At 38.9% G+C, this 25111-nt stretch carries 18 protein-coding genes; 5 read left to right on the top strand and 13 right to left on the bottom strand.

Features of this window, described 5'->3' with window-relative positions; all coding sequences use genetic code 11:
* Window positions 1-45 precede the first annotated feature (45 nt).
* The 7 genes from DQN24_RS07500 to aceE form a co-directional block, all read right to left on the bottom strand.
* On the bottom strand, window positions 46-1290 hold the full coding sequence (locus DQN24_RS07500; protein ID WP_005657620.1) for a nucleobase:cation symporter-2 family protein: 1245 nt from the start codon (window positions 1288-1290) through the stop codon (window positions 46-48).
* A gap of 103 nt (window positions 1291-1393) precedes the next feature.
* On the bottom strand, window positions 1394-2020 hold the full coding sequence (upp, locus tag DQN24_RS07495; protein ID WP_005657618.1) for a uracil phosphoribosyltransferase: 627 nt from the start codon (window positions 2018-2020) through the stop codon (window positions 1394-1396).
* 139 nt (window positions 2021-2159) lie between these two features.
* Window positions 2160-4226: a DNA polymerase III subunit gamma/tau gene (gene dnaX, locus DQN24_RS07490; protein WP_021035031.1), complete on the bottom strand. Its 2067-nt coding sequence runs from the start codon at window positions 4224-4226 to the stop codon at window positions 2160-2162.
* Between the two features lie 11 nt (window positions 4227-4237).
* Window positions 4238-4780, bottom strand: a complete 543-nt coding sequence (apt, locus tag DQN24_RS07485) for an adenine phosphoribosyltransferase (protein ID WP_005657614.1) — start codon at window positions 4778-4780, stop codon at window positions 4238-4240.
* A 158-nt stretch (window positions 4781-4938) separates the two neighbouring features.
* Window positions 4939-6363 carry a dihydrolipoyl dehydrogenase gene (gene lpdA / locus DQN24_RS07480; RefSeq protein ID WP_021035032.1) on the bottom strand — a complete coding sequence of 475 codons (1425 nt, stop codon included), beginning with the start codon at window positions 6361-6363 and terminating at the stop codon, window positions 4939-4941.
* A 133-nt stretch (window positions 6364-6496) separates the two neighbouring features.
* Window positions 6497-8392, bottom strand: a complete 1896-nt coding sequence (gene aceF / locus DQN24_RS07475) for a pyruvate dehydrogenase complex dihydrolipoyllysine-residue acetyltransferase (RefSeq protein WP_111695645.1) — start codon at window positions 8390-8392, stop codon at window positions 6497-6499.
* 61 nt (window positions 8393-8453) lie between these two features.
* On the bottom strand, window positions 8454-11114 hold the full coding sequence (aceE, locus tag DQN24_RS07470; protein WP_111695644.1) for a pyruvate dehydrogenase (acetyl-transferring), homodimeric type: 2661 nt from the start codon (window positions 11112-11114) through the stop codon (window positions 8454-8456).
* A gap of 299 nt (window positions 11115-11413) precedes the next feature.
* Between aceE and mgsA the strand changes: the two genes are divergently transcribed.
* Window positions 11414-11872: a methylglyoxal synthase gene (gene mgsA / locus DQN24_RS07465; RefSeq protein ID WP_005687337.1), complete on the top strand. Its 459-nt coding sequence runs from the start codon at window positions 11414-11416 to the stop codon at window positions 11870-11872.
* 144 nt (window positions 11873-12016) lie between these two features.
* Here the strand turns inward: mgsA and DQN24_RS07460 are convergent, their stop codons facing one another.
* Entirely contained in the window at window positions 12017-13459 is a 1443-nt protein-coding gene (locus DQN24_RS07460; protein ID WP_111695643.1) for a YdgA family protein, read from the bottom strand.
* 252 nt (window positions 13460-13711) lie between these two features.
* Here DQN24_RS07460 and dnaK point away from each other — a divergent pair, with 252 nt between their 5' ends.
* Window positions 13712-15619, top strand: coding sequence for a molecular chaperone DnaK (gene dnaK, locus DQN24_RS07455; protein WP_021035037.1), 1908 nt, complete (start codon window positions 13712-13714; stop codon window positions 15617-15619).
* A 227-nt stretch (window positions 15620-15846) separates the two neighbouring features.
* Window positions 15847-16995, top strand: coding sequence for a molecular chaperone DnaJ (dnaJ, locus tag DQN24_RS07450; protein ID WP_021035038.1), 1149 nt, complete (start codon window positions 15847-15849; stop codon window positions 16993-16995).
* 95 nt (window positions 16996-17090) lie between these two features.
* Here the strand turns inward: dnaJ and proA are convergent, their stop codons facing one another.
* Window positions 17091-18344, bottom strand: coding sequence for a glutamate-5-semialdehyde dehydrogenase (proA, locus tag DQN24_RS07445; protein WP_021035039.1), 1254 nt, complete (start codon window positions 18342-18344; stop codon window positions 17091-17093).
* Between the two features lie 20 nt (window positions 18345-18364).
* Entirely contained in the window at window positions 18365-19027 is a 663-nt protein-coding gene (locus DQN24_RS07440) for a trimeric intracellular cation channel family protein (RefSeq protein WP_021035040.1), read from the bottom strand.
* 97 nt (window positions 19028-19124) lie between these two features.
* Between DQN24_RS07440 and DQN24_RS07435 the strand changes: the two genes are divergently transcribed.
* Entirely contained in the window at window positions 19125-19925 is an 801-nt protein-coding gene (locus DQN24_RS07435; RefSeq protein WP_021035041.1) for a hypothetical protein, read from the top strand.
* A gap of 32 nt (window positions 19926-19957) precedes the next feature.
* On the opposite strand, the gene DQN24_RS07430 is transcribed toward DQN24_RS07435, so the two are convergent.
* The 3 genes from DQN24_RS07430 to DQN24_RS07420 form a co-directional block, all read right to left on the bottom strand.
* Complete coding sequence (locus DQN24_RS07430; RefSeq protein ID WP_021035042.1) at window positions 19958-21154, bottom strand: Bcr/CflA family multidrug efflux MFS transporter; 1197 nt, start codon at window positions 21152-21154, stop codon at window positions 19958-19960.
* 1 nt (window position 21155) lies between these two features.
* Window positions 21156-21854 carry a 16S rRNA pseudouridine(516) synthase RsuA gene (gene rsuA / locus DQN24_RS07425; RefSeq protein ID WP_021035043.1) on the bottom strand — a complete coding sequence of 233 codons (699 nt, stop codon included), beginning with the start codon at window positions 21852-21854 and terminating at the stop codon, window positions 21156-21158.
* Between the two features lie 98 nt (window positions 21855-21952).
* A complete protein-coding gene (locus DQN24_RS07420; protein ID WP_111695642.1) occupies window positions 21953-22576 on the bottom strand; it encodes a DUF1919 domain-containing protein in 624 nt (207 codons plus the stop codon).
* A gap of 195 nt (window positions 22577-22771) precedes the next feature.
* On the opposite strand from DQN24_RS07420, the gene DQN24_RS07415 reads away from it, so the two are divergent.
* Window positions 22772-25042 (top strand): NADP-dependent malic enzyme, encoded by a 2271-nt coding sequence (locus tag DQN24_RS07415; RefSeq protein ID WP_021035045.1) that lies wholly within the window; start codon window positions 22772-22774, stop codon window positions 25040-25042.
* Window positions 25043-25111 lie beyond the last annotated feature (69 nt).

The raw sequence follows: 25111 nt of genomic DNA, 5'->3' as shown, positions 1-25111 counted from the left end.
AAGTAAGAAAGGGCTAAATGATAATTTAACCCTTTGAAATGAGGATTATTCTACTTCATTTTTTGCTTTCGGTAAAACAAGGTTTAAGATGATAGCAACAATCGCACATAAGCTGATACCTTTTAGTGATACGTTACCCACATCTACAAACATATTGCCGATACCAAATGTCATTACAACAGAAATAATACATAGATTACGCGCTTCGGTAACATCAACTTTGCCACGAATTAAGGTGCTAATGCCCACGACTGCGATTGAACCGAAAACAAGCATCATAATTCCACCCATTACAATCGTTGGAATGGTTGATAGGAATGCGCCTACTTTTCCACAGAATGAAATCGCAATAGCCCAAACTGCAGCCCAAGTCATAATATTTGGGTTAAAGTTGCGTGTTAGCATCACAGCACCAGTAACTTCCGCATAAGTCGTATTAGGCGGACCGCCCACTAAAGAAGCTGCAGCAGTAGCGACGCCATCGCCTAATAAAGTGCGGTGTAATCCTGGTTTTTTTAGAAAATCTTTACCTGTCACAGAGCTAATCGCCATAATACCACCAACGTGTTCTACGGCAGGGGCAATAGCAATTGGTAACATATAAAGAATAGCTTCTAGGTTAAATTCAGGTGTCGTTAATTTGGGCAAACTGAACCAAGGTGCATCAATAACTGGTTGGAAATTAATTAAACCCAGAAACAAACACAAAATATAGCCTACGGTAATACCGAACATTATTGGAATAAGTTTCATCAATCCTTTGGCAAATACAGCCACAGATAAAGTGGTAAGAAGCGTTACCATTGAAACTAATACTGCGTCGTTATAAGCATAGTTACTGTTTTTACCTAATGACATATCCACCGCAATAGGTGCAAGCCCCATGCCAATGATAATAATTACTGGCCCAACAACCACTGGTGGGAAAAAACGTTGTAGTGCTTCTGCTCCCCGTAATTTTACTAACGTACTCAAGGCGAAATAAACAAGCCCAGTAAACGCTAAACCGCCCATCGTAGTCGCAATACCCCAAGTTTGAACACCATATTGAATGGGCGCGATAAAGGCAAAAGATGATGCCAAGAAAATAGGCACTTGTTTGCCTGTACAAAATTGGAAAAGTAGAGTGCCAACGCCTGCTGTTAATAATGCCGTATTGGAATCAAGGCCTGTAATTAATGGTACAAGAACAAGCGCACCAAATGCGACGAAGAGCATTTGTAGGCCAACGAAAGATTGTTTTAATTTGCTTTGATTTTCCGAAGGAAAAGAAGAAGTTTGGTTTGTCATTTAGTTTCAACTCTCTGTTTGAATTAACTTAAAAGTGCGGTCAGTTTTTCTTGTGTTTCACGCACGGAAAAAAGACGGCTTAAATGCCGTCTTGTTTTGGGGATTATTTTGTCCCAAAAATTTTATCGCCCGCGTCACCAAGACCCGGAATAATGTAACCTTGTTCATTTAAATGGCTATCAATAGAAGCGCAGTAAAGTTCAATGTCAGGATGTGCAGCCTCAAGAGCTTTAATTCCTTCTGGTGCAGCCACTAACACTAATACTTTGATATGTTTACAACCCTTTGCTTTTAAAAGATCGAGGGTGGCAATCATAGAACCGCCTGTTGCAAGCATTGGATCGACAACAATTGCAAGACGTTCTTCTAAATCGCTGGCTAATTTTTGAAAATAAGGGACTGGCTTAAGGGTTTCTTCATTACGGTAGATTCCCACTACACTGATACGTGCGCTTGGTACATGTTCAAGTACACCATCCATCATACCTAAACCTGCACGTAAAATTGGCACAACCGTTACTTTTTTACCTTTAATTCGATCAATTTCTACAGGGCCATTCCAACTGTTGATCGTTACTTTTTCAGTTTCTAAATCAGAGGTTGCTTCATAGGTTAATAGGCTACCAATTTCTGTTGCCAGTTCACGGAATTTTTTTGTATCAATCTCAGCTTCACGCATCACACCTAGTTTGTGTTTTACAAGTGGGTGTTTTACTTCAACTAGTTTCATTTTCACTCTCCTTTTGACTCTTAAAAAACAAATTAACGAATTTTAGATTAAAAACATACAAAATGGTAGAGTTTAATAAAAATATTCTGATGGTTTTATAAATTTGATAGGGAAATTGTGAGGGGAAAACACAATATTTTTAAACTGGTCGAATACTTTCTACATCTAATTTTGCATCGAACTCATTGAGCAGAATTTGTAATTTACTATCTTTTTGCAATTCATTTTGAGCTTTTTCCCGCAATGCTTGATAAATATTACGGCGATATTCAATTGGCGTCGTGACATTGCTATCATCAAGATTGATTGTTAATCGAATATCTTTACCTTGCAATTTACTTAAAGCTTCAACCAAATTTTTTATACTTCTGTCTTGGCGTAAATGAGATTTTTCTGAATGTAGTCCAAGATTGATTTCATCATCGGTTTTGCTTTGTAAGAAACAATTTAACGCTAATTCTTTGCTAAATCCTGTTACGCCAGAACGTTCAACTATATCTGCCCACTCATCTTGTTGTTGAGTTTGGGTGATGATTTTTAAACGTAATTCAGGCGTAATATCTTTTAAAATCGCCTGTTTTATATCGGAAGGACGAACACCTGTATCGGCTTTAGCAAGTTCTGGATTGCTCCATTCCCAACGATAGGTGTCAGCACTCAAGATTTCTTGTTCATCTTGAGCCACTTCTGCATTATCATCACTTGAATTTTCTTCTGTGCTATTTTCTTGTGGAGCTTGTGCGGCATTTGGTGGTGATGTTGGCTTTTCTATGTGCTTGGGCTTTGGTTCAGTCATTTCTCGCACGGGAAGTGCGGTCATTTTTTTATGAGATTTTTCTTCGTCCAGTTCTTGGATATGATGTAAAGTTTCACTTACTGCAGCTAATGATTCAGCTTTGTGTTCTTGACGTTCTTGGTTTTCGAGTTGTGTTAAATGTTCTAGCGCATCTAAAGCCGAAAGGCTTGCCAAATTTGGAATGCTCGTTTTATTTGGTTTTGCTTGAGAATAAGCTGATTTTATACTTTGCGACAGTACTGGCACATCTACATAATTACCAGTATTTTCAACCGCACTTGGCGTTGATGGCGGTGGAGTAATTGTAGTGTTAGCCTTTGGTACTGCCGTAAGGAACTTTGGGTGGAATGCCAATGCCCTCAATAATGTCATTTCTGCTCCAATACGACGATTTGGCGCATTTGATAAATCTTTTCTACCAGAAATGATCACTTGATAAAAAAACTGAACATCTTCTGGAGAGATATGTTTGGCTAAAAATGAAAAATGTTCATTGTTATCTGAAGATTTTTGTGGAAGAAGTTGCATGAGTGCAATTTGATGTAATTTTTCTGCACATTCGCCAAGTAATTTATCCCAATCGCCTGCTGCATCTGCAACTCTTTGCAGTGTTCTCATTAAGAGTTCGCCATTGCCTTGGTGTAAGGCGTATAAAATATCAACAGAATAGTTATCATCAAGCAACCCTAACATATTGCTTACAACACTATTCGTAACTTGTCGGTCGCCCATTGCAATGGCTTGATCCGTTAAACTTAAACTATCACGAATACTTCCTTGCGCCGCTTTTGCAAGTTTAACTAATGCAGGCTCTTCAAAAGGAATATTTTCTTGCGTCAGAATATGGGCAAGATGCTGGGAGATTTGGGTTTCATCTAATGCTTTAAGATGAAATTGTAAACAGCGCGAAAGAATAGTTACAGGTAATTTTTGTGGATCCGTTGTCGCGAGTAAGAATTTTACATATTCTGGTGGTTCTTCCAAAGTCTTGAGCAACGCATTAAATGAATGACGAGATAGCATATGGACTTCATCGATTAAGTAAACCTTAAATCTGCCCACAACAGGTTTATATTGCACGTTATCCAATAATTCACGCGTGTCTTCAACTTTTGTGCGAGATGCCGCATCAATTTCAATTAAATCAATGAAATTGCCTTGCTCGATCGCTTTACAATTTTCACATTCTCCACAAGGGGTTGCTGTTACGCCGTGAACACAATTTAATCCTTTTGCGAATAATCTAGCAATAGAGGTTTTTCCTACACCACGCGTACCAGAAAAGAGATAGGCGTGATGTAGTCGATTATCTTTTAATCCATTTGCTAATGCCGTGATAATGTGTTCTTGCCCAACGACATCAGCAAATGTTTTTGGTCGCCATTTTCTGGCTAAGACTTGGTAGCTCATCGAATCCTTAATTAGTGACCTTCAAAATTGACGAGTGTATAGCAATCAACGCCCAAATTATTTAAGCGTTTTTCGCCACCTAATTCAGGTAAATTAATCACAAATGCAGCGTGTTTTACAGTTCCACCTAAACGTTGCACTAATTTTACCGTTGCTTCAACGGTGCCACCTGTTGCTAATAAATCATCAATAATTAAAACATTATCTCCTTGTGAAATTGCATCAACGTGCATTTCTAAAGTATCTTGACCATATTCTAATTGATAAGATTGCGAAATAGTCTCACGTGGTAATTTTTTAGGTTTACGTACTAATTCAAAAGGTAAACCTAAGGCTAAAGCTACTGGTGCGCCAAAAATAAAACCACGAGATTCAGTTCCAAGTACTTTTGTGATTCCTTTGTCTCGATATTGTTCCACAATAAGATCTATTGTTGCTTTAAAAGCTGCTGGAACTTCTAAAAGGGTCGTAATGTCGCGGAAGATAATGCCTTCTTTTGGATAGTTAGGAATTGATTTGATAGAAGATTTAATTAAATCAAGTTGTGTAGTCATAAATAATGCTCAAAAGTGCGGTAAAAAAATAAACGTTTTTAGATTGGCATTCTATCATAAAAAAATAGAAAGAGAGGAAAATAAAAATCCCCAATTGGGGATTTTTATTTAGGCTGGAATTTTTAATCTTAGCCGAATTAAAAATTCTTCAATAAGAATTATTTTTTCTTCGCTTTTGCATTTGGAAGGTCAGTGATTGAGCCTTCAAATACTTCCGCAGCTAAACCAACAGACTCGTGTAAAGTTGGGTGAGCGTGGATAGTTAATGCAATATCTTCTGCATCGCAACCCATTTCAATTGCCAAACCAATTTCGCCTAATAATTCCCCACCATTAGAACCTACGATTGCACCGCCAAGTACGCGATGTGTATCTTTATCAAAGATTAACTTCGTCATACCTTCTGAACATTCAGAGGCAATTGCACGGCCTGATGCAGCCCAAGGGAATTTAGCGACTTCGTAGTTTAAACCTTCTTGTTTACATTCTTTCTCGGTTTTACCTACCCAAGCCACTTCTGGTTCAGTATAAGCTATGGATGGAATCACTTTAGGATCGAAGTAGTGTTTTTGTCCCGCAATGACTTCTGCGGCAACGTGACCTTCGTGAACACCTTTATGTGCTAACATTGGCTGACCTACAATATCCCCAATTGCGTAGATATGTGGCACGTTGGTACGCATTTGTTTATCAACGTGAATAAAACCACGATCATCCACTTCAACGCCAGCTTTACCTGCATCAATCAATTTACCATTTGGCACACGACCGATAGCAACTAGAACCGCATCATAACGTTTTGTGTCATTGCATGCTTTGCCTTCCATTGAAACGTAGATGCCATCATCTTTTGCTGCAACTGCCGTCACTTTGGTTTCAAGCATTAACTTAAATTTTTTCTCAACTTGTTTAGTGTAAATACCAACAACATCTTTATCTGCTGCAGGAATCACTTGGTCGAACATTTCAACAACTTCAACTTCAGAACCTAAAGCATTGTATACAGTACCCATTTCTAAGCCGATGATACCACCGCCCATAATAAGTAGTTTTTTCGGTACTTCTTTTAATTTAAGCGCATCTGTTGAATCCCAAATACGTGGATCTTCGTGTGGGATAAAGGGTAATTGAACTGGACGAGAACCTGCCGCAATAATGGCATTGTCGAATTTAACAGTCGTTGGATTTCCATCGCGATCACGCGCAACTAATGTATGAGGATCGGTAAAAGCCGCTAAACCTTCAACAACAGTCACTTTACGCGCTTTTGCCATTCCCGCTAAACCGCCTGTTAATTTAGCAACAACGGCTTCTTTTCCTGCACGAACTTCATCTAGATCAATGCGTGGTTCACTAAAGTAAATACCATTTTTATTAGCATGCTTTGCTTCTTCAATTACTTTTGCAACGTGTAATAACGCTTTAGATGGAATACAACCTACGTTTAAACACACCCCACCTAAGGTTGAATAACGCTCAACAATAACAGTTTCTAATCCTAAATCCGCACAACGGAATGCGGCTGAATAACCTGCAGGACCTGCACCAAGTACAACGACTTGGGTTTTAATTTCTTTACTCATTTTTACCTCGTAAAAACGTTAAAAATATTGACCGCACTTTTACGGTCTTTGTAGTCTTTGTAGGGTGGGCTTCAGCCCACCAAAGATTTCTAATAGATCTCATTAATAGGTGGGCTTAAAGCCCACCTAAGTATTACATTACTAAGCGGCGTAAATCTGCTAAAACAGAGCCAAGATAGTTAATGAAACGAGCACCATCCGCACCATCAATGACACGGTGGTCAAATGATAATGACATCGGAAGAATTAAGCGTGGCGCAAATTCTTTACCGTTCCATACTGGCTCCATTGATGATTTAGACACACCGAGGATAGCTACTTCTGGCGCATTTACGATTGGCGCAAAATGGGTTGTACCAATACCACCAAGACTTGAAATGGTAAAACAGCCACCTTGCATATCTGATGCAGTCAATTTGCCTTCACGTGCTTTTTTCGACACTTCCATTAATTCACGTGAAAGTTCAATAATGCCTTTCTTGTTTACATCTTTGAATACTGGAACGACTAAGCCATTTGGCGTATCTACAGCAACACCAATATTAATGTATTTTTTCAAGATTAAACGTTGTGCATCTTCGGTAATTGAGCTGTTGAAACGAGGGTAGGCTTCTAATGCTTTTGCCGCTGCTTTCATAATAAACACAACTGGCGTGATTTTTACACCAAGTTTTTGTTTTTCTGCTAATACATTTTGTTCTTTACGGAAGGCTTCTAAATCAGTGATATCTGCTTTATCGAAGTGAGTAACGTGTGGAATTATTACCCAGTTACGATGTAAGTTAGCACCTGAAATTTTGTTGATACGACTTAATTCAACTTCTTCAATTTCACCAAATTTACTGAAATCAACTTTTGGCCACGGTAATAAGCCTAAGCCAGCACCGTTTGCTACGCCATTGCCTGATGCTTGGGCTGTTGCACCGCTTTCATAGGCTTTAACTGCGGTCTTCACATAAGCTTCGATATCTTCTTTAACGATACGACCTTTACGACCTGTACCTTTTACTTTATCTAAGTTTACGCCAAATTCACGTGCTAAACGACGAATTACAGGTGTTGCGTGTGCATAGCCTGTACTTGCTTCTACTTGTTCTTGGCTTAATCCAGATACGTTGTTATTTGATTGAGGTGCTTGTGCAGTAGGTGCAGGAGCTGCTGCCTGTGGTGCTGATGTTGAAGCTGATGTTGCTGCTGGAGCTGCGCCTGCTACTTCAAAACGCATAATTAATGAACCAGTTGAAACTTTATCGCCTGATTTCACTAGAATTTCTTTTACCACACCACCGAATGGAGCAGGAACTTCCATTGAGGCTTTATCGCCTTCAACGGTAATTAAAGATTGTTCTTCAGTGATTGTATCGCCAACTGCGACCATAATTTCGGTTACATTGACTTCATCGCCACCAATATCTGGCACATTCACATCTTTGATTGCAGATGTTGTAGCAGCTACAGGCTCAGCAGTTTGAGCAGGTGCTGTTGCAGCAACTGGAGCAGCTGATGCTGTTTCAAATTTCATAATCAATTTGCCAGTTGAAACTTTGTCACCGACATTGATTAAAATTTCTTTTACCACACCTGCGATTGGAGCAGGAACTTCCATTGAAGCTTTATCGCCTTCAACATTAATGATCGATTGATCAACTTCAACGCTATCGCCCACTTTAACCATAATTTCAGTAACATTGACTTCATCAGATCCAATATCTGGCACATTTACTTCCACAATAGCTGAAGCCGTTGGTGCGGTAGCAGCCACTGGTGCAGTAGGTGCATCAGCTGCTGGTGCAGCACCTGCCGCTTCTAATACAAGCATTGGAGTACCAGTTGAAACTTTATCGCCCACTTTGACTAAAACTTCTTTTACAACACCAGCTTCTGGTGCAGGGACTTCCATTGAAGCTTTATCGCCCTCAACGTTAATAATGGATTGATCAACAGAAATGGTATCTCCCACATTTACCATCACTTCTGTTACGGTAACTTCATCGCTACCAATATCTGGAATATTAATTTGTTTTGACATTTGTTTGTTCCTTTTAAAGTGCGGTCAAAATTTACCAAAATTTTAACCGCGTTCTTATCAATTACGCATAAAGCGGATTGATACGATCCACATTTAAGCCAAATTTTGCAATCGCATCAGCCACTACTTTAGTAGTAACTGTACCTTCTTTTGCTAATTGTGAAAGTGCTGCAACCACCACATAACGAGCATCGACTTCAAAGTGTTCACGTAAGTTTGCACGGCTATCTGAACGACCGAAACCATCTGTACCTAATACGTGATAGTGACGATTTGGAACAAACGCACGAATTTGATCAGCGTAACCTTTCACATAGTCAGTTGAAGCAACTGTTGGTAAATCAGCTAATACTTGAGTAACATAAGGCACACGTTGTGTCTCTGTTGGGTGTAATAAGTTCCAACGTGCCGCATCGTGGCCTTCACGAGCTAATTCATTGAAAGATGGGGCAGAGAATACATCAGCGGTTACGCCATAATCATTTGCAAGAATTTGTGCTGCTTCACGCACGTGACGCATAATTGCACCAGAACCTAACAATTGAACTTGACCTTTGCCTTTTTTACCTTCCACTGTTTCAAATTTATATAAACCTTTACGGATACCTTCTTCCGCACCAGCAGGCATTGCAGGTTGATCCATAACTTCATTTAATGTAGTCATATAATAGAACACATCTTCTTGTTTTTCGCCGTACATACGGTTAATACCGTCTTGCATAATTACAGCGACTTCAAATGCGAATGATGGATCGTAAGTAACGCAATTAGGAATAACGCCCGCTTGAATATGGCTGTGACCGTCTTCGTGTTGTAAACCTTCTCCATTTAAGGTTGTACGACCAGAAGTACCCCCTACCATAAAGCCACGCGCTAATTGGTCTCCCGCTGCCCACATTAAATCGCCCACGCGTTGGAAACCAAACATTGAGTAATAGATGAAGAATGGAATCATTGGTTGGTTATTGACAGAATATGAATTCGCAGCTGCTAACCAAGATGCTGTTGCACCTAATTCATTGATGCCTTCTTGTAGCACTTGACCATCTTTCGCTTCACGGTAGTAAGCCACTAAATCACGATCTGAAGGCACATAGTTTTGACCGTGAGGATTATAAATACCAACTTGACGGAATAAACCTTCCATACCGAAAGTACGCGCTTCATCCGCAATCATTGGAACGATAGTTTTACCAATATTTTTATCTTTTAATAGGATGTTTAATGCACGAGTGAACGCCATAGTGGTTGAAATACCACGAGGTTGTTCTTCTAATAATGCTTTAAACTCTTCTAATGCAGGAACTTTATATTCAACATCAAATTTAGTACGACGAGCAGGAACATAGCCGTTTAATGCTTTACGGTGGCCATGTAAGTATTCATACTCAGGAGTGCCTTCAGCAAATTTAATGTATTCCAATTTTTCGACTTGTTCATCGGTTAATGGTAGTTCAAAGAAGTCACGGAAACCTTTAAGGCTTTCGTAAGACATTTTTTTAGATTGGTGAGCGGTGTTTTTACTTTCCGCTTCAGGAATTTTATAACCTTTAACTTGATGGGCTAAAATTACAACTGGTTTCGTTGCATTTTGTGCTTTTACATAGGCTGCATATAATTTTTCGCTATCGTGTGCGCCACGGCGTAATGCCCAAATTTCATCATCGGTCATATCTGCTACTAATGCCGCAGTTTCTGGGTAACGACCGAAGAAGTGTTCACGAATATACGCACCATCTTTAGATTTAAAGGTTAAATAGTCGCCATCAACCACTTCCATCATTAACTGAGTTAATTTACCTGAAGTATCTTTAGCGAATAATTTATCCCAATCGCTTCCCCATAAAACTTTAATCACTTCCCAGCCCGCACCAGTAAATAATCCTTCTAATTCTTGAACGATTTTACCGTTACCATTCACAGGGCCATCTAAACGTTGTAAGTTACAGCTAATAGTGAAGATTAAGTTATCTAATTTTTCACGTGCTGCGAAAGTTAATGCTCCTTTAGACTCAATTTCATCCATCTCGCCATCGCCTAAGAAAGCATAAACTTTTTGATCTTTGGTATCTTTTAAGCCACGGTTATCTAAGTATTTTAAGAAACGCGCTTGATAGATGGCGTTTACAGGGCCTAATCCCATAGAAACCGTAGAGAATTGCCAAAATTCAGGCATTAATTTAGGGTGTGGATATGAAGATAAACCGTCCGTAAAGGCTTCTTGACGGAAGTTATCCATTTGTTCTTCAGTTAAACGACCTTCTAAGAAAGCACGCGCATACATACCTGGTGCTGCATGGCCTTGGAAGAAAATTAAGTCGCCACCGTTTTTCTCTGTTGCAGCTTTGAAGAAGTGGTTATAACACACTTCATACATAGTTGCAGCAGATTGAAAAGTGGAAATATGACCACCTAAGTCAAGATCTTTCTTCTGACTGCGTAAAACCATTGCGATCGCATTCCAACGTACTGCTGAACGAATACGACGTTCGATGGCGTGATCACCTGGATAAGCAGGTTGCTCAGCCACAGGAATAGTATTCACGTAATCAGTGGTTACCCCTGTTGGCAATGAAACACCACTTGTGCGTGCTTGACCAATAACTTGCTCAACGATATATTGAGCACGTTCAACGCCCTCTTCACGAATTAATGAATCTAATGATTGCAACCAATCTTGTGTTTCGATTGGATCAACGTCATTTTTTAAAATCTCAGACATAGGTTTTCCTTAATCTGTTTTGAGTGAATATTAGTTTAGACAAGGCTAAACACGAATACGGCAACATTTGCTTTTCACAAACATTTAACAAATCTTGTAAATTTTAGAAGATTTTTTGAGATAAAGATAGTGAATTTTCATCAAATCATCATATCAAATCAGCTTTGGCGTAAATAATTATTTGAAAGTGCGGTAATTTTTTCGTGTTTTTTTGTTCGCTAAAATAACCAGTAAAATATTGCATTCCAGTTGGCTTTGCTTTAAAGTTTTTTCAAATTTTTTTCAAAAAGGAATCAGCAATGCAGACAACAACTCGAACCCTCACTCAACACAAACGTATTGCACTTGTGGCTCACGATAGCTGCAAAAAAAATTTACTGAATTGGACGCAAAAACACAAAGAGGCTCTTAAGCCTCATATACTTTATGCAACAGGTACGACTGGACATATTTTAGAACGAGAAACAGGTTTAAGCATTCAATCTTTATTAAGTGGTCCGATGGGCGGCGACCAACAACTTGGAGGATTAATCGCAGAAAAGAAAATTGACATGATGATCTTCTTTTGGGATCCAATGAATGCCGCACCACACGATCCTGATGTAAAAGCCCTCATGCGTATTGCAACAGTGTGGAATATCCCTGTCGCTATTAATCAAAGTTCTGCAGATTTTCTTTTAACTTCAGTTTTATTTGAACAAGATGTGGAAATTGACGTGCCAGATTATGAAGGGTATTTAAAAGAGCGTTTAGCTTAAACTGCAACGAAAATTTACCGCACTTTATAGTTGTAGGGTGGGCTTTAGCCCACCAATTAACCATAAAAAATGAATAAAAACGGTGGGCTGAAGCCCACCCTACGATACTGAAAAACGCGAACAAAATTTATCGCCCTGTTTTAGTTATCTCCCAAATCCCCCCATTACAAGTATAAAGAGTACCATTTTCAATTGTTCTTCTGGGATTGGCTTGCCGTTTAGTTTCAATTCGTTATTCTCTAAAGCAAGCGTTAATGTGACGGTTTTATCGGTGTTTACGATAATGCCATTTACTTCGCCTTCAGCAACTAATTCATCTATTCTGTAAACTAAATCTTGCTTTTGGTTTTCTGGTGTGAATTTAGATAACAATGAAATTGTAGTTTCTTTATTCACATCAAAATTGATGGAAAAATCTTTGAATTGTTTGTATAAGCCACTACGCATTAAATCAAATTTAGGATTTGGCACTAAAGCAATGTTCAGATCTAATGCTACTTTGCCTTTTTCATCAGAAATAGAAAGAGGGGCAAACTTAATTTGAGGCTGATTATTTGCAATGACCATGCCTGCTTGTTGTAATTTTTGCACCAATGGTTTAGGTAACGGCATATCTGAATCAGCCTTGCCTATTGCTACTAAAATGTTTAAAAGTTCTTGTAATGCATTGCCATCAATGTGATTCAATTCTAGGTTGTTGGTAAATTTCCCTAAATTTTTGCCATTAATATGTAGTTCATCCATATTAGTTTTACTGATGATGTTTACTGTGTCGTCATCAACTTGAGTCATTAAATCTGATTGGCTATTTTTCTGAATCAGAGAAAATTTTTCTCCTGTCTCTGCAAACTCGGTATTTTGCTCAAAATAACCAATTTTGCTATTGAGGTTTCCACTATAAATAAATGGCCATTTTGTATTTTGTAATGCGCCTTGTACGACAAGATCTTTTATTTTAATTGATGAAGCAGTTGAAACTGCATGATTTGGGTCATTTGAATTAAATGCATCTACAGATAGCGTATAATGGCTGGGTTCATTTTTGTCTAAATCAACATTTAATACGATATTTGACCAATCAAAATCTGCCTTAGATTGTTCATTGTGATATTGTCCCGATGCAAGTTTTAATTCCGCATTACCGTTTAAGGCATAATTCATTGCGAAATTCAGTTGTAGCGGTTTTTCTGATTTTGTGACGTCAAAAAGTGCCTGAGTTGTTGCATTTTTTCCTAACAAGGTTTGGCTTGAGAAAATGGTTGGAACGAAATTCAGTTTTGCCACACGATCAAGCGGCAAAGGCCCGTGATAAAGTATTGATGATAAAGGAATAATGATCGTTTCATTTGCTTTATGAATTTCAATTTGATCTTGAATATGAGACGCAAATAATCCTCTGTCATATTTTATATTTTTATAAAAAATTTTACTTTCTTCTAATGCCTCAGTTTTGGCAAATAGTTGATTTAATTGTTTTAGTTGATGTAAATATTCTTCTTCAGCTTTTTTCCCTGTAAACCATGCACTGGTACACCAAACAGCAGCAAGCGCAACGACTACGCCTGCAGCAATTTTTGATTTTTTCATTTATTTCTTTCCTATTTTAAAGTAAAAATTTTCGCCAAATTTATCACAAATCCCTTTTTCTTGCCTGAAAATTTTTGTTTTCCCCTTGAAGTTCATCATTTGAGACTTATTTTGAAAAACAAGAACGGAAATTACCGCACTTTAAGAAATAAAAAATTTTTAAAATTTTCTCTTGAAATGCGAAAGAATATCCACATCTTAAAACTCGTAATAAATTACCCTGAATTTTAAAATTTTTACTAGGAGTACAAAATGGGAAAAATTATTGGTATTGACTTAGGTACAACAAACTCTTGTGTAGCTGTAATGGACGGCGACAAAGCTCGTGTAATTGAAAATGCAGAGGGTGCGCGTACCACTCCATCAATCATTGCATATACAGATAACGAAACTTTAGTGGGTCAGCCAGCAAAACGTCAAGCAATCACTAACCCGAAAAATACATTGTTTGCTATTAAACGTTTAATTGGTCGTCGTTTTGAAAGTGAAGAAGTTCAACGCGATATTAAAATTATGCCTTTTGAAATTACTCGTGCTGACAATGGCGATGCTTGGGTCAATGTAAAAGGCGATAAATTAGCACCGCCACAAATCTCTGCTGAAGTGTTGAAAAAAATGAAAAAAACGGCAGAAGATTTCTTGGGCGAGTCTGTAACAGAAGCGGTAATTACCGTTCCTGCATACTTTAACGATGCACAACGTCAAGCAACGATTGATGCAGGTAAGATCGCTGGTTTAGACGTTAAACGTATCATTAATGAACCAACAGCGGCTGCGTTAGCGTTCGGTTTAGGTTCAAGTAAAGAGAACCAAGTGATCGCAGTTTATGACTTAGGTGGTGGTACATTCGATATTTCAATCATCGAAATTGATAACTTTGATGGCGAACAAACTTTCGAAGTATTGGCAACGGGGGGGAACACTCACTTAGGCGGGGAAGACTTTGATAACCGTGTAATTGATTACATCATTGATGAATTCAAAAAAGAACAAAACATCGATTTACGTAATGATGCGATGGCATTACAACGTGTGAAAGAAGCGGCAGAGAAAGCAAAAATTGAACTTTCATCAGCGCAATCTACCGAAGTCAATTTACCTTACATCACTGCAGATGCGACTGGCCCTAAACATTTAGCATTAAATATCACTCGTGCAAAATTAGAAGCATTGGTAGAAGATTTAGTGGCAAGCTCAATTGAGTCACTTACAACTGTATTAAAAGATGCTGGTAAAGGTGTAAGTGAAATCCACGATATTATTCTTGTGGGTGGCCAAACTCGTATGCCACTTGTACAACAAAAAGTGGCTGAGTTCTTTGGTAAAGAAGCTCGTAAAGATGTAAACCCTGATGAAGCGGTGGCAATCGGTGCGGCAGTACAAGGTGGTGTATTAAAAGGCGATGTGAAAGACATTCTTTTATTAGATGTTACTCCATTATCACTTGGTATCGAAACCATGGGTGGCGTGATGACCACTTTAATTGAGAAAAACACCACGATTCCAACCAAAAAATCGCAAGTATTCTCAACAGCAGAAGATAACCAAAGTGCGGTAACTATTCACGTTCTTCAAGGTGAACGTAAACGTGCGGCAGACAATAAATCTTTAGGTCAATTCAACCTAGAGGGTATTAATCCTGCACCACGTGGTATGCCACAAATCGAAGTAACATTTGATATCGATGCAAACGGCGTAATCAACGTATCGGCAAAAGATAAAAATACGGGTAAAGAGCAACAAATTCGTATTCAAGCATCTTCTGGTTTATCTGATGAAGAAATTCAACAAATGGTGCGTGATGCAGAAGCAAATGCTGATGCAGACCGTAAATTTGAAGAAGTTGTTCAAGCTCGTAACCAAGCAGATGGTATTGCTCACGCAACACGTAAACAAATTGCAGAAGCTGGCGATGCATTGAGTGCCGCAGACAAAGAGAAAATTGAAGCTGCAGTCGCTGAGCTTGAAACCGCAGCAAAAGGCGAAGATAAAGCAGAGATTGAAGCGAAAATTGAAGCAGTAATTAAAGCCTCTGAACCATTAATGCAAGCAGCTCAAGCAAAAGCTCAACAAGCTAGTGGCGAGCAACCACAACAATCATCAGCAAAAGATGATGGCGTGGTAGATGCTGAATTTGAAGAAGTGAAAGATAATAAATAATTCACCGCTCTTCTTAACATAAACAAAGGGCGTGGAAACACGCCCTTTTGGTGTATATAAATGATCCCCCTCTTTAGAAAAGAGGGGTTAGGGGAGATTTGATAGCGATATCAAATTTTCTTATGAGCTAAATTTACTTCTGCCAAATCTCCCCCCGCCCCTCTTTGTTAAAGAGGGGAGTATGTTACAAGCGGTCAAATTTCTATAAAATTTACAAACGAAACACTATGGCAAAAAAAGATTACTACGAAGTCCTTGGATTGAAAAAAGGGGCGAGTGAGAACGATATTAAACGTGCGTATAAACGTTTAGCGTCTAAACATCACCCTGATAAAAACCAAGGCAGTAAAGAAGCAGAAGAAAAATTCAAAGAAATTAATGAAGCTTATGAAGTATTAGGCGACGATCAAAAACGCGCAGCCTACGATCAATATGGCCACGCAGCCTTTGAACAAGGTGGGGGAGCTGGTGGTTTCGGTGGCGGCTTTGGTGGTGCTGATTTCGGCGATATGTTCGGCGATATTTTTGGAGACATTTTCGGCGGTGGTGGACGTGGTCGTCAGCGCGTTGTTCGTGGCGAAGACTTACGTTATGACTTAGAAATTACTTTGGAAGAAGCTGTAAAAGGTACAACCAAAGATATTCAAATCAATACTCTTGCACATTGTGATAGCTGTGGTGGTTCTGGGGCTGAAAAAGGTTCTAAAGTGGAAACTTGTCCGCATTGCCACGGTTCTGGTCGAATTCGTCGTCAGCAAGGTTTCTTCGTATCTGAAAGTATTTGTCCAACTTGTCATGGTAGCGGTAAGAAAATTGAAAAACCTTGTCGCAGCTGTCATGGAGAAGGGCGAGTTCATAAGAAAGAAAATCTTTCAGTAAAAATTCCTGCAGGCGTAGATACGGGCAATCAACTTCGTTTAGCTGGAAAAGGCGCAGTGGGCGAAAATGGTGCGCCAGCTGGCGATTTATATGTGGTCATTCACGTAAGAGAACATCATATTTTTGAACGTGATGGTTCTAATCTTTACTGCGAAGTACCAATTAGCTTTGCAATTGCGGCATTAGGTGGGGAAATTGAAGTGCCAACTTTAGATGGTAGAGTGAAGCTTAAAATTCCTGCAGAAACCCAAACTGGAAAATTATTCCGCATGCGAGGCAAAGGTGTCGCCTCTACACGTAGTGGCTATGCGGGCGATTTGATTTGCCGTATTGTGGTAGAAACGCCAGTTAATTTAACCAGCGAACAAAAAGAATTACTTCAAAAACTTGAAGAAAGTTTACAAGGTAAAGATTTAAGTAAACACGCACCAAAATCTTCAGGATTTTTAGATGGTGTGAAAAAATTCTTTGATAATTTGGGTAAGTCTGACAAATAAAGATTATGAAAAAGTCCGCATTTCGCGGACTTTTTTATATGCAAATAATCTCTTTTAAAAATTACCGCACTTTTTGTGCTTTTTGTTCAATGGCACTATTTGCGAACCGTATATTCTCCTTCACACACCCATTTATAACTCGTTAATGCTTCTAATCCCATTGGGCCACGAGCGTGAAGTTTTTGAGTACTCACGGCAACTTCTGCGCCTAATCCAAATTGTCCGCCATCAGTAAAGCGTGTGCTTGCATTCACATAAACGGCAGCTGCATCGACTTGATTAATAAATTGACGGGCTAGGTTTTGTGAAGCGGTTAAAATACTTTCAGAATGTTGCGTACCATATTGGCGGATATGCTCAATAGCTGCATGAATATCTTCCACAACAACCACATTCAAATCCAATGATCCCCACTCTTCGCGCAATTCTTTTTCTGTCACTTCGCAGACATTCGCACCCGCTTGTTTTAATATATTAAGTGCGGTGGATTTTGCGTGATATTTTACGTTTTTGGCAGCGAGGTGAGACACGAGTTTAGGTAAAAATTCTTTAGCAATAGAATGTTGAACTAACAATGTTTCCAATGTGTTACAAGTGCTTGGACGTTGTGTTTTAGCGTTATCAATAACAAAAATCGCTTTATTTTGATCCGCACTTTCTTCAACGAAAGTATGGCAAACACCCACGCCACCTACAATAACAGGAATAGTTGAATGTTGTTTACACAATTCATGTAAACCCGCACCACCACGAGGAATAATCATATCCACATAGCGATCTAGTTTTAATAATTGCATAACGAGTTCACGGTTTGGATCGGTAATGGCTTGCACAGCAAATTTTGGTAAGCCTGCTTGTTCTAAAGCATTTTGCACAACTTCGATTAAGATCTTGTTAGAAAACTGCGTTTCTTTACCACCGCGTAAAATCACTGCATTACCCGTTTTAAGGCAAAGACTTGCCACATCAATGGTTACATTTGGGCGAGATTCATAAATTGTGCCAATGACGCCGAGCGGCGTGCGTACGCGTTCGATTTTAAGTCCGCTATCCAATGTACCGCCGTCTATGATTTTACCCACAGGATCTGCAAGTGAAATAACATGGCGTACATCATTAGCAATGCCTTGCAAACGTTCTTGCGTGAGCAGTAGGCGATCAATCAAAGCATCGGATAATCCATTTTGTTTAGCAAGTTCAATATCTTTTGCGTTTTCGGCTAAGATAAGCGGTGCTTGTTGTTCGAGTTGTTCTGCAATAATGGATAATGCACGATTTTTTTCAGCAGTGGTGAGTTGAGCCAAGATAAATGCAGCATCTTTAGCTTGTTTACCCATTTGTTCTAACATAGTTATTTCCTTTATTGTATTTATTTCTTTTTCTTTGGCAGCTTATCTTGTTCTTCCGATGTGAGTTCTTGGTAATTAAACACCGGCAAACCCCATTCAAAATGAATAGCTAAAAGGCGTAAAGTAAAGCTGCTAATAAGTGTGAGTAACACGGCAAGCGTATGTTCTACTTGAATTGTGCTTAATGCGTAATAAGTCAGCGTGGCAAATAGCGCAATGCTGGCGTAGAGTTCTTTTTGGAATACCAGAGGAATTCGATTGCATAGCATATCGCGTAGAACACCGCCAAAGGCACCTGTAATACAGCCTGCAATACAAACAATAGTGAGGCTATGTCCCATATCCATTGCAATTTGCGCGCCAATAATGGAATACACCACTAAGCCCATCGCATCAAGCACCAAGAAAATAGTGCGGAAATAGCGCATAAAATGATTGATGAACGGTGCAACATATACGGTAATTACTGCCGCACTTGCCACCATTAAAAAATATTCTGGGTGCTTAACCCAGCCTAGAGGGTAATGCCCAAGCAGTACATCACGCACAGAGCCGCCACCAATGGCAGTAACGGATGCGATAATTATCACGCCAAAAATATCCATTTTTTCACGACCTGCCGCAAGTGCACCTGTCATTCCTTCAGCAGTGATACCGATGATATATAAAATACTAAGTAACATTCATGTACCTAAGTGCGGTTAAAATTGGTTTCATTCTACTTTAAAATTTAATGAATTTTTAGCATAATGGCGCATTATTTTTTCAGACGTCAAAATTATGTCAGAACAATCTTCTAAATATATCGCAGCATTGCTTGCGGTATTATCAACCTTAATGGTGCTTGGCATCGATCTATTTATTTTTTCTTTGCAATCTGAAAAACAAACAATGCCTCACTTAGGTGTAGGCGTGTTGGTTGCACAGTTAATTTCTTTATTGGTGTTTTATCGTGGCGAAATTTGCCCTGGACAACGTGGTCGTTTAATCAAAGTTAATCTGACTTTTGCTATTTATTGGGCGGTCTGGTTGCTGATAAGCCTATTACAGAATAATCACACGCTTACTAACGTGATGAGTGTATGTGGCCTTTCTGTCGTGTATTTTATTTGGAAACAGCCAAAAACTGAAAAAATCCGTAACAGCTTTTTATTGATGGCTGCATTAATTGCGGGTTTAGGTTGCTTGAGTTATTTAATGATTTTTACCGTGCTTCCTGCGAGTGATTTTGCTGAATATAACCCTTTTGCACCGATTTTATCTGGTGTGATTTTAGCAAATCTTTCGCTTGTGATTGCACGTAGTCGTTTGGACGGTTTTATCGCATTGTTGCCCTTAGCCATGATTATATTGCTTGCTTTAAATGCCTTGGCAATGTTCTTATTTTTGCTTTTAAATGGCATGGAAAGTGCGGTTAATTCTGAGAGTGTTTTTGCCTACATCATTTATTTTGTTTGCCATTTTGTTATTGCGGCTATTCTGATTCTGCATGGTTTCCAAAAGTGGAAATTATCTGCCAATAGCTTATTTATCCTATTATTTATTGCTGCTTGCTTGCCGTTATGGATGGTATTTGTTTAATAAAGAAAACAATCATTGAGCCGTGGGGATATTTACCCACGGCTTTTTAGATTTCGGCTGGTTAGAAAATAATAGGATAATACGGAAATCGCGACACATGCTCCCATAGTAAAGAGCATTGGGGCAGCGGTATCCATTTTCATTGACGCAACTAAACTTCCCATCATTGCACCTACTGCAAAACGCACGCTACCAATCAAAGAATTTGTAGTCCCCGCCATTTGAGGACATCTTTCTAAAGCTGATGCCATTGCATTTGATGAAATCACAGGGTTTGGACCGATGAAAAGGGCAACGCCAATTGCCATTGACCAAAAGCCGAGATCTAAAAGTGCGGTCAAAATTAGCCACATTCCTGAAATAAATTGAATTGCGAGGGCTATCCGTAGCATTGTTTCTGCACCAATTTTGGTGACAAATCGGGTATTCAAAAAGGAAGCAAAGATCATCGTAATGATATTCATCATAAAGAAGTAACCGAACTGTTCGACAGGAACCCCATAAATGCCGATATATACAATTGAGCCTGCGGTGACAAAGGTAAATAATCCGCCAAAGCCAAAGGAGGTGGCAAACATATAGCCAAGCACTTCTTTTTGTTTCCAAAGCAGAAGGAAATTGCGCGCAATAATATTTAAGCGCAGTGGAATGCGATTTTCTTTTTTATGGGTTTCTGGAATGATAAAAAAGACCAATGCTGCGGCTAGTAATCCCACCAGTGAAATGACGTAAAAAATCGCGTGCCAGTGGAAAAACTTAACGATGTAACCACCAATAATTGGCGCAACTAAAGGTGCAAGCATAAACACTAACGTGATGGTGGACATCACTTTAGATAGCTGATCTTTACTAAATAAATCACGTAATAATGCGCCTGAAAGCACAACAGGTGCGGCACCAAAGAAACCTTGTACAAAACGAAGTGCGGTGAAATTTCCAACTGAATTTATTTCGGTGAGCACTAAAGCTGTTAATGCACCTACAATAACACCGAGTAAAATGATCGGTTTTCGTCCGAAACTATCACCAAAAGGTCCCCAAAAAAGCTGACCAAACGCCATGCCATAAGCAAAAGAGGTGAGCGTGTGTTGTACTTGTTCTGGACTCACGCCGAGATCCTTTGCAATTTCTAAAAAAGACGGCAAATACATATCCACGCCAAAGGGCGGTAGCATAGAGAGAATACCGAGGGTAAGAATAAAGATGAAAGTCGATTTTTGTTGATTCATATTATTTTACTAACTTTTCAATTTCACTTTGAGTTAATGGGCGGTATTCGCCTTCTTCTAAGGATTCATCCAACACTACATCACCAATTTTCCAGCGATGTAATCCAACGACTTTATTCCCAAGTGCGGCAAACATACGTTTTACTTGATGATAACGACCTTCAGAAATGGTCAGATTCACATTGTAATCATCTAAAATTTCTAATTTTGCTGGTTTAGTGGGCTCTTTTTCTCCGCGTAATAAAATACCTTCCGAACAAGCCGCTGCATAATTTTCTTCTACAGGATCAGCTAATGTCACTAAATATGTTTTTTCACAATGATGTTTTGGCGAAGTAATACGATGTGACCATTGTCCATCATCGGTAAGCAATACGAGACCTGTCGTATCCACATCTAAGCGACCTGCGCTATGTAATTTTCCAGCTAAAGGGTAATCGAAAAATTGATAAATTGTTGGATAGTCGCCGTCATCATTAGAACAAACACAGCCTTGTGGCTTATGCAACATAAAATACTGGCCTTCTTCCAGCCAAGTTAATAATTCATCTTCAAAATAAATTTCGTCTTCTTGTGAAATTTGTACTGAACCACTTTTGACAATTTCACCATTAATTTTTACCGCACTTTGACGGATTGCTTTCGTTGCTTGAGAACGCGTTAAGCCCGTATTTTCAGCAATAAATTTATCTAATCTCATTATGTTTTCTCTTGTTAAAATTCGCTGGGTATTGTACAGGTTTTTGCTTTTATAACGAAACAAAAAAGGCTGCAATGCAGCCTTATATTCGTTGGTTATTATCTAGTTTGATTAAACCACTTCACATAATCAAATTGGTCGTAATATTTTCTTCCATTCCAGCCTGAAAATTCAAAAATATCGCCTACTTGATTTTGCTTCTCAAAGCCTTTTATATAATAAGCCGATTTAAAAGCAGGGTAGGGCTTGTGAGTAAAAATCACTTTATTTTTAAAAGGGAGTTGATCAAAAAGTTGAATGTCTTTTTCGGTCACGCCGTCTCGATCTGTCATCATAATAAAAAGATTGTCTAAATTCATTCTTGATGTGCGAAGTTGCCATTTTTCATTAGCTTCTTGCTCACTGTGATAGTGCATAAAATGAATTTCAAGATCCGCAAGTTTTCCTACGGGATAACTTTTTTCCGTTTGCACAAATGTGAGAGGTTGATTGAGATAGAAACCTATATTTTTTAAATAACGCAAAAAATCCTGTGGCGAGAGATAGAGGTTCACAAATGGAGAATTAAACGGCTGGTGTAAATCGTGCAAGATAAAAGCCCCCACGCAATTGGCAGAAATGACAGTCATACCTTGATTTATTAGTTTATGTTGCAGAGTGCGATTAATGAAAAATCTTTGGCATTTATTCACCGCACTTTTAATTTTTTGAAATGGATTCATTTTCTTATTCCTTATACTTTGTTGCGAAAATCCTACTTTTTTGCTGAAAAATGAAAAGTCTAGCTAATGCTTCGCATCAAAAAAATTTTGTTATAAAGTTGTAAAAGTTTGCAGTTCGTCACAATTTTTTGAATAAAAAACAGATATAATCGACGCAATATTTCAATCCTGTTTCAAGAAAATGGAGCATTTATTATGACCGAACAATTACGTCAAGCAGCCTTAGATTTCCACGAATTTCCAATTCCTGGAAAAATTGAAGTTACCCCAACAAAATCACTCGCAACACAACGCGATTTAGCCTTAGCTTATTCGCCAGGTGTGGCAGAGCCTTGTTTAGAAATTGAAAAAGATCCTGCAGCCTCTTACAAATATACGGCGCGTGGCAATTTAGTTGCTGTTATTTCTAATGGTACAGCGGTGCTTGGACTTGGCAATATTGGTGCGCTTGCGGGCAAACCCGTAATGGAAGGAAAGGGTGTTTTGTTCAAAAAATTTGCGGGCATTAACGTATTTGATATTGAAGTGAATGAACATGATCCCGATAAACTTGTTGATATTATTGCCTCGTTAGAGCCAACTTTCGGTGGGGTAAATCTTGAAGATATTAAAGCACCAGAGTGTTTCTATATTGAACAAAAATTGCGAGAGAGAATGAATATTCCAGTATTCCACGATGATCAACATGGTACGGCGATCATCAGTGCGGCAGCGATTATTAACTCACTTAGAATTGTGGGTAAAAAAATTGAAGATGTTCGACTTGTTGCCTCTGGTGCGGGTGCGGCTTCAATTGCGTGCTTGAACTTATTACTTTCTTTAGGTATGAAACGTGAAAACATCACGGTTTGCGATTCGAAAGGTGTGGTATATAAAGGCCGTGATGAAAGAATGGATCAAACCAAAAAAGATTATGCAATTGAAGATAATGGCTGGCGTACACTTGGCGATGCGATGCCAAATGCAGATATTTTCTTAGGTTGTTCTGCAGCGGGTGCGCTTACACAAGATATGGTTAAAAGTATGGCTGCGCATCCAATTATTCTTGCTTTAGCTAACCCAAATCCTGAAATTACCCCGCCAGACGCGAAAGCGGTTCGCCCTGATGCGATTGTATGTACAGGTCGTTCTGATTATCCAAACCAAGTAAATAACGTGCTTTGTTTCCCATTCATTTTCCGTGGTGCATTAGATGTGGGCGCAACTACTATTAATGAAGAAATGAAACGTGCGGCAGTTTATGCCATTGCTGACCTTGCATTAGAAGAACAAAATGAAGTGGTAACTTCGGCTTATGGCGGCGAAGGGGCGACATTTGGTGCGGATTATGTGATTCCTCGTCCATTCGATCCACGCTTGATTGTGCGTATCGCACCAGCGGTAGCAAAAGCCGCAATGGAATCAGGCGTGGCAACTCGTCCAATTCAAAATTGGGATATTTATATTGACCAACTTACTCAGTTTGTTTACAAAACTAATTTGTTTATGCGTCCTATTTTCAGCCAAGCAAAAGCAGTAAAACAACGCATTATTTTAGCGGAAGGGGAAGAAAATAAAGCATTGCATGCAACCCAAGAAGTGATTTCAATGGGCTTGGCAAATCCAATTTTAATTGGTCGCCGCAGCGTGATTGAAGAAAAAATTAAAAAACTTGGCTTACGTTTAACCGTCGGTGTGGATTTTGAAATCGTGGATAACGAAGATAATCCTCGCTATGAAGAATGTTGGAAACATTACTACGAACTTACCAAACGTAAAGGCATTACACCTGCAATCGCAAAACGTGTCGTGCGTTCTAACACAACCGTATTAGCTTCTACCTTGCTTAGCTTAGGTTATGCAGACGCTTTAGTATGTGGTTTATTTGGTTCATACGGAAAACACCTTGCATCTATTCGCGATATCATTGGCTTAAAAGATGGTGTGAAAACTGCCGCCGCTTTAAATAGTCTTGTATTACCGACTGGTAACGTATTCTTAACTGATACTCACGTAAACAGTAATCCTACAGCAGAAGAATTAGCTGAAATTACCTTAATGGCAGCAGAAGAAATTCATCGTTTTGGTATTGAACCTGCAGTTGCATTACTTTCTCACTCTAATTTTGGTTCATCTGATTCATTAGGTGCACCAAAAATGCGTGAAGTATTACAAATCGTAAAAGAGCGTAATCCGCACTTAATGATCGATGGGGAAATGCGTGGCGATTTAGCGATGAACGAAGCACACAGAAAAGAATTAATGCCTGATAGTCCATTGAAAGGATGTGCAAATTTATTAGTGTTCCCTGATTTGAGTTCATCACGTATTAGTTATAGCTTATTACGCGGAACAACCACCGCAATTACTGTTGGCCCGATCTTAATGGGTATGAATAAATCTGCGCATATTCTTAATCCGGGTGCATCTGTTCGCCGTATTATTAATATGATTGCCTATGCAGCAGTGAAAGCACAACAAGAGTAATCGAAAAAAGTGCGGTAAATTTCTGTCGTTTATTTAATGAAGCCTCGATTTTTTTCGAGGCTTTATTTT

This window comes from Haemophilus influenzae, assembly GCF_900475755.1.
Lineage (GTDB): Bacteria > Pseudomonadota > Gammaproteobacteria > Enterobacterales > Pasteurellaceae > Haemophilus > Haemophilus influenzae_D.
The sequence above is the reverse complement of the archived record's forward strand: the minus strand, read 5'-3'. Positions and strand labels throughout refer to the sequence as shown.